Source organism: Nostoc sp. NMS4 (assembly GCF_017115095.1).
In the GTDB taxonomy this organism is placed as follows: Bacteria; Cyanobacteriota; Cyanobacteriia; order Cyanobacteriales; family Nostocaceae; genus Nostoc.
On sequence record NZ_JABXKI010000221.1, the window covers coordinates 25,611 to 33,991 of the forward strand.

At 43.4% G+C, this 8,381-nt stretch carries 2 protein-coding genes; both read left to right on the top strand.

What is annotated here, in order from left to right:
* Nucleotides 1-542 precede the first annotated feature (542 nt).
* Nucleotides 543-4,628 (top strand): beta strand repeat-containing protein, encoded by a 4,086-nt coding sequence (locus tag HWQ37_RS19335; RefSeq protein WP_292749772.1) that lies wholly within the window; start codon nt 543-545, stop codon nt 4,626-4,628.
* Between the two features lie 104 nt (nt 4,629-4,732).
* Nucleotides 4,733-8,381: beta strand repeat-containing protein (locus tag HWQ37_RS19340; protein ID WP_292749775.1), on the top strand; the 3,649-nt coding region annotated here is incomplete at its 3' end.

The window sequence follows — 8,381 nt, forward strand, 5'->3', positions numbered from 1 at the left end:
GTATTTAAGCGTAGACATCCAAGTAAGATATTGACTATGTAGTTATTTTGAGGCTCTTGAGATATTCTCTATTTTCAAACTAGACACTCACAGATAACAGCCCACAAGGAGGGCATCAAAATCTTTTTCTCGATCAAAAGTTAACTGGTTGACTATTTTCTCTTCTAGTAGGACTTAGGCGCTGGCAAAAACATCAAATATTAAGGGTATGTTTTAGAACATTCAAGCTGAGTTTTTCGGTTATTTATACTTAGCAATTGATGCTTGAAAAAGCCTGAAATCAGCAATTATCCTAAATGAACATACTCATGAATTTGTACAGTGCTTAAGACTTAGATAGTTTGAAAATAGTTAGAGAAGGGATAGGTACAAGCCTTTTGTTCGGATGAATTTTCAATAAATTTGCCGATCCTCAGAGTTGACGTATAAAGTATGCCGAGAATGTCAAATTTCGGTGGATTTTTGTGCATGGAAATCATACAGACAACAGATACATTGAGAACTGAAGTTACTAAAAAAATCGATTGAGGTAGGTAAAAGTCATGGCAAATATCATTGGAAGCAACGGTAACGATACCCTACAGGGTAGTAATGGTAGCAAGGATACCTTGACTGGTGGAGGCGGCAAGGATAAATTTGTTTACGACTACTACTACTACGGCAGTACTGATATCATCACCGATTTTGGTGGCGTAGGTAAAGGAACAAACCCGACAGCAGCAGTCATTGCCGAAGTGGACACCCTAAATTTCCAGAGCGATGGCTCCACTGCCCAAAAGTTGCTGCTGACCCAGAATAGCAACAATCTAGAAATCAGCTTTGAAGGGGATGCTTATGAAACGAGATTTTTTGGTGGCCCAGTTATCCTGCAAAACTTTGCCCTAGAAAACTTAGATAACCTCAGCAAATCTACAGGAGCGACTGTAGACTTAGGAAATATTCTGTTTTATGGGCAAACTAGCATTACTGACAGCTTTGATGTCTTCAATGCCAATTCCACCCAAAGCACTATTTTCAACAAGAACACAGTTACTTTTCTTAACGACCTCGACAATAATGTTAGCGGCTTTGACAACTCAGATGATGTCATCAATGCTCAGGGAGGCAATGACATCATTGACGGATTGAGTGGGAATGACATACTGAGAGGTGGTGCGGGTAATGACTCCCTCATTGGCGGTGCGGGCAATGATACTCTCGTTGGTGGTGTGGGCAATGAATCGGTGGTTGGGGGCAATGACTCCCTTGTTGGTGGTACTGGTAACGATTACTTGAATGTTGAATTTTCAAAAGGTGATAACACCCTCGAAGGTGGGGCTGGTAACGATATTTTGGATGCTGGGGCAACATCTGGCAATAACTTACTCTCTGGGGGCGATGGCAATGATTCTCTTTACACCTCTAACGTTTATAGCAGGGTCAGTGGCTACATTTATTACTCCTCCTCAAGCAATAATACCCTCAACGGTGGCGCTGGTGACGATACCTTAAATGCTCAGTCTCCATTAGGCAATAATTTACTCTCTGGGGGGGATGGCAATGATTATCTCTCCAGTTCTGGGGTCAATGAGTATAGAAGCTACTTTTTTAGCTCTTCAGGCAAGAATACCCTCGATGGTGGCGCTGGTAACGATACCTTGAGCGCTGAGTATTCATCAGGTAATAACTTACTCTCTGGGGGTGATGGCGATGATTCTCTCTCCATCTCTGCCTTTGTCTTCATATCTGGCGATAGCGGTGGTTATTTGTCCTCTTCAGGCAATAACACCCTCAACGGTGGTGCTGGTAACGATACCTTGAGTGCTGAACATTCAACTGGCAATAACTTATTCTCTGGGGGTGATGGCAATGATTCCTTCTATCTAAGCCCCACATATCCAGATACTGCTCTCTCTAATTTAGTGACTCAAACGGTAGATGGAGGTAGGGGTGACGATTTGTTGTCCGTCGATTATGGGTTGGCTACAGAGGGTATTGTTTCAACTTTCAATCCGACTAATAACAGTGGAGTAATTACGGCGGGTACGTATCGGGTTAACTACAGCAATATCGAACGATTGAATATCTTAGGTACAACCTACAATGACAACATTGTGGGAAATGATGGCAACGATACGCTTTCCACGGGCACGAGTGGCAATGATACCATCGATGGGGGTAAGGGTGACGATGTGTTGTCCGTCAATTACAGCAATGCTACAGGTGCTATTACAACGATATTCAATCCGACTACTAACATTGGAGTAATTACGGCGGACACGTATCGGGTTAACTACAGCAATATCGAACGATTAAATATCTCAGGTACAACCTACAATGACAATATTGTGGGAAATGATGGCAACGATACGCTTTCCACAGGTACGAGTGGCAATGATGCGATCGATGGGGGTAAGGGTGACGATGTGTTGTCCGTGGATTACAGCAATTACGGCAATGCTACAAGGGGTATCACAACGACATTCAATGCCACTAATAACATTGGAGTAATTACGAATGGCACGAATCAGGTTAGCTACAAAAATATCGAACGATTGAATATATCGGGTACATATTACGATGACTCGATTGTGGGGAATAGTGGCAATGATACGATTATTGGCGGCTATGGTGGCAATGATACGATTATTGGCGGTGCAGGTAATGATATCCTCGCAGGTGGGAATGGTAACGATACTCTAACTGGTGGCACCGGCAATGATACATTTGTTTACAACTTGAACGAGAGCAACTTTGACATAGGCACTGATATAATCACTGATTTCGGTGGCATTGGTAAAGGCTCAAATTCCTCAGCAACGGTGATTTCCTCTTTAGACACCTTGGAATTTACAGGTAGTTTCTTCACTGCTGAAAATCTGCAATTAACTCAAAATGGTAACAACTTAGAACTTACCTTTGCAGATTTTGCTAATACCAAAGTCATTCTGCAAAACTTCAAATTAGAAAACCTGGATAATCTGCCAGCAACTTCTTCACAACCAGCTATTGGCAATATCCTGTTTGATGGACAAACCAGCATCGTTGACAGTTTTGATGTATTTGATGCTAATTCCACTCAAACTAGCCTGTTCAATAGGAACACTGTTACCTTCCTCAATGACCTTGACAATAACATTACGGGTTTTGACAACTCAGATGATGTCATCAATGGTCAGGGGGGTGACGACATCATCGACGGCAAAAGTGGTAATGATCTTTTGAGAGGTGGTGTAGGAAATGATACTCTCATTGGGGGTGTGGGAAATGATACTCTTATTGGCGATGCGGGAAATAATACCTTTAACGGTGGTACTGGTGACGATCGCTTGAATGCTAGCGATTCAACAGGCAATAATAACCTAGAAGGAGGTGCAGGTAATGATAGCTTGAGTGCTAGCGGTTCAACAGGCGATAACCTGCTCTCTGGAAGCGATGGCAATGATACTCTTGACATCTCTGGCTACGCCAACTACTCCCGCTACTCCCCCCGCCTAGACTCTCGCTCTTTAGGCAATAATACCCTCAATGGAGGCGCAGGTGACGATAGCTTGAGTGCTGGCGGTTCAAAAGGTGATAACCTGCTCTTTGGGGGCGATGGCAATGATTCTCTTGATATCTCTGGTGGCTACTACAATGGTTCCGACAACAACACCGACTCTCGCTCTTTAGGCAATAACACCCTTAATGGTGGTGCTGGTGACGATACCTTGAGTGCTAACGGTTCAAAAGGCGATAACCTGCTCTCTGGAGGCGATGGCAATGATTCTATTTACATCTCCGGCAGCTACGACTCCTATCCTAATAACAACCGCGACTTTCGCTCTTTAGGCAATAACACCCTCAATGGAGGTGCTGGTAACGATCGCTTGAGTGCTAGCGGTTCAACAGGTGATAACCTGCTCTCTGGAGGTGATGGCAATGATTCTCTTGACATCTCTGGCAACTCCTACTCCACCATCGACTCTCGCTCTTTAGGCAATAACACCCTCAACGGGGGTGCTGGTAACGATACCTTGAATGCTGGCGGTTCAAAAGGTGATAACCTACTCTTTGGCGGCGATGGCAATGATTCTCTTGACATCTCTGGCAGCTATAACAATTACTACGGCTCCTTCTACGACTCTCGATCATCTGGCAATAATACCCTAGAAGGTGGTGCAGGTAGCGATCGCTTGAGTGCTGGCGGTTCAAAAGGTGATAACCTGCTCTCTGGAGGCGATGGTAATGATACTCTCTCTGCCTCTAGTGCTTCTGGTAAAAACACCCTCAAAGGTGGTAATGGCAATGACTATCTCACAGGTGGCAATGGTAATGATAGCCTCTACGGAGGAGCTGGTACTGATACCTTTACTTTCAATAGTTTCCATGAAGGTCTTGATACTATTTATGACTTTAATGCCACTGATGAATTGATTCAGGTATCTGCTACTGGTTTTGGTGGCGGGTTGTCAACAGGTTCACTTAAGACAAGTCAGTTTACCATCGGAACATCTGCAACAACAAGCAATCAACGATTTATCTATGACAACACTATCGGTGCGTTGTATTTTGACCTTGATGGCAGTGCAGGTACATTTAGTCAGGTAAAATTTGCACAACTATCTGGTGGTGTGACACTAACTGAAAATAACTTTGCAGTCGTTTAATCTTTAATCGGTACGGATTGCAAGGTGCTTTTGTAAGTACCTTGCATTTGATTCCTGAATGCAATTACTCTTACTGAAAAAATAAATTTAGGTAGGTAAAAATTATGGCAAATATCAATGGCACTAAGGGGAACGATACCCTACAGGGTAGCAATGATGGCAACGACACCTTAACTGGTGGAGGTGGTAAGGATTTTTACGACATCACCGGCAACAACGTTTATACCATCACCGATTTTGGTGGCATAGGTAAAGGCGTAAATCCTTTGGCAGAAGTAATTGCTGAAGTGGATACCCTAATATTTTCAGGCGATTTATCTGCTAAAAATCTACTGCTGACCCAGAATAGCAACAATCTGGAAATCACTTTTGAAGAAGACTATAGTCCTAAAGTCATCCTGCAAAACTTTGCTCTGGAAAACCTCGATAACCTCAGCAAATCTACAGGAGCAACTGTAGACTTGGATAATATGCTGTTTAATAATAATGGAGAAACTAATATTACAGACAGCTTAGATGTTTTCAATGCCAACTCCACTCAAAGTACTATCTTCAACAAGAATACTGTCACCTTCCTTAACGACCTGAACAATAATGTTAACGGCTTTGACAACTCAGATGATGTCATAAATGGTCAGGGTGGTGATGACATCATTGATGGCAAAAGTGGCAACGACCTTTTGAGGGGTGGTACAGGAAATGATACTCTCACTGGTGGTGCGGGAAATAATACTCTCATTGGTGGTGTAGGGAATGATATCTTGGATGTTGATTTTTCAACAGGCGATAACATCCTCAAAGGTGGCGCTGGTGACGATAGAGTAATTGCTGGGGCTTCAAAAGGCAATAACTTACTCTCTGGGGACGATGGCAATGATTATCTTGATACCTCATACATTTCTACTGAAGAAGGATACAGCTTTATTGGCTCTTTAGGCAATAACACCCTCAACGGTGGCGCTGGTAACGATACTTTGCGTGCTGAATCTCCAGAAGGCAATAACTTACTCTCTGGGGGTGATGGTAATGATTCTCTCTCTACCTCTGGCTTTAATCCATATAGAGCGTACTTTAATTTTAACTCTTCAGGCAATCACACCCTAGAAGGTGGTGCTGGTGACGATACTTTGCGTGCTGAGTTTTCAACAGGCAATAACTTGCTCTCTGGGGACGATGGCAATGATATTCTTGACATTTCTGGCGATTTCGTCCTGTACGGCACTGGTGCGGGGAATTATTACCCTTCATCAGGTAATAACACCCTCAACGGTGGTGCTGGTGACGATACATTCTTTGCTCGGCATTCAATAGGCAATAACTTATTTTCTGGGGGCAATGGCAATGATTCTTTCTATATAACCACGTTATCTCCAGATGCTACCCTCCCTAATTTAGTGACTCAAACGGTAGATGGGGATGAGGGTGAAGATTTGTTATCCGCCGATTACAGCTTCGCTACAGAAAAGATAATTTCAACTTTCAATGCTATTACCAACATTGGAGAAATTATCACGGGTACATATCGGGTTAGCTACAAGGATATCGAAAGATTAAATATTTCAGGTACTGTCTACGATGACAACATTGTGGGGAGTAATGGGAATGATACGATCTCTTGGGGCAATGGTGGCAAAGATACCATCGATGGGGGTCAGGGTGAAGATGTGTTGTCCGTTGATTATAAAGACATTAATACCCCTGGGGGTGTCACAACGACTTTCAATGCCGCTACAAACATTGGAGAAATTACGGCAAGCACGAATCAGGTTAGCTACAAAAATATCGAACGATTAAATATTTTTGGTACAACTGACAATGACAACATTGTTGGGAACAGTGGGAACGATACACTCTCTGGGGGCTATGGTGGCAAAGATACCATCGATGGGGGTGCTGGTGATGATGTGTTGTACGTCAGTTTCAATAATGTAAATACAAAGGGGATAACAACGGCTTTTAATGCTACTACAAATAGTGGAGTAATTACGGCGGGTACAAATCGGGTTGAATACAAGAATATCGAACGATTAAATATCTTAGGTACATATGATAATGACAACATTGTAGGGAACAATGGGGACGATACGCTCGTTGGGGGTGGGGACTATGATGATAAAGACACCCTAAACGGCGGTGCAGGTAATGATGTCCTCACAGGCCAGTATGGTAACGACATTCTAATTGGTGGTGTAGGTGATGATACCCTGACAGGCGGGTATGGTGACAACACCCTAACCGGTGGCGCTGGCAATGATAAATTTGTTTACAACATCGGCGACGGTAACAATATTATCACCGATTTCGGTGGCATTGGTAAAGGCTCAAATCCCTCAGCAACGGTGATTGACTCCTTAGATACCTTGGAATTTACAGGTAGTTTCTTCACCGCTCAAAATCTGCTATTAACTCAAAATGGTAACAACTTAGAACTTACCTTTGAAGATTTCGCTAATACCAAAGTCATTCTGCAAAACATCAAATTAGAAAACCTGGATAATCTGCCAGCAACTTCTTCACGTCCAGCTATTGGCAATATCCTGTTTGGTGGACAAACCAGCATCACCGACAGTTTTGATGTGTTTGATGCTAATTCCACTCAAACTAGCTTGTTTAATAGGAACACTGTTACCTTCCTCAATGACCTCGATAATAACATTACGGGTTTTGACAACTCCAATGATGTCATCAATGGTCAGGGGGGTGACGACATCATCGACGGCAAAAGTGGTAATGACATGCTGAGAGGTGGTGCAGGAAATGATATTCTCATTGGCGGTGTGGGAAATGATACTCTGGTTAATCGTCTAGGCAATGATACTCTTGACGGTGGTACTGGTGACGATAGCTTGAATGCTAGCGGTTCAACAGGCGATAACCTGCTCTCTGGAGGCGATGGCAATGATTCTCTCGACATCTCTGGCAACTCCAAGTCTGCTACCAACTTTCTCGAGTACTCCTACGACTCTCGCTCCTTGGGGAATAACATCCTAGAAGGTGGTGCTGGTGACGATAGCTTGAATGCTGGCGGTTCAAAAGGTAATAATCTCCTCTCTGGGGGCGATGGCAATGATTCTCTCTCCGTCTTTGGCTACAGCGACACCTTAGCCGCCACTGACTCTCGCTCAGAGGGCAATAACACTCTTAACGGAGGTGCAGGTAACGATACTTTGGATGCTGGCGGTTCAAAAGGGGATAACCTGCTCTCTGGGGGCGATGGCAATGATACTTTTACAACCTATGGCGCTTCTGGTAATAACACCCTCAACGGAGGTGTGGGTGACGATACATTGCATGCTGATTATTCAACAGGTGATAACCTGCTCTCAGGGGGCGATGGTAATGATACTTTTACAGCCTATGGCGCTTCTGGTAAGAATATCTTTACAGGTGGCAATGGCAATGACTATTTCATAGGTGGCAGTGGTAATGATAGTCTCTATGGAGGAGCTGGTACTGATACCTTTGTTTTCCTTGGTTACAATGAAGGTGTTGATAATATTTATGACTTCAACGCCACGAATGAACTGATTCAGGTATCATCTGGTTTTGGTGGCGGGTTGTCAATAGGTTCACTTAAGACAAGTCAGTTTACTGTCGGAACATCTGCAACGACAAGCAATCAACGATTTATCTATGACAACACTATAGGTGCGCTGTATTTTGATCAAGATGGCAGTGCAGGTACATTTACTCAAGTGAAATTTGCACAACTATCTGGTGGTGTGACACTAACTGAAAACAACTTTGCAGTCG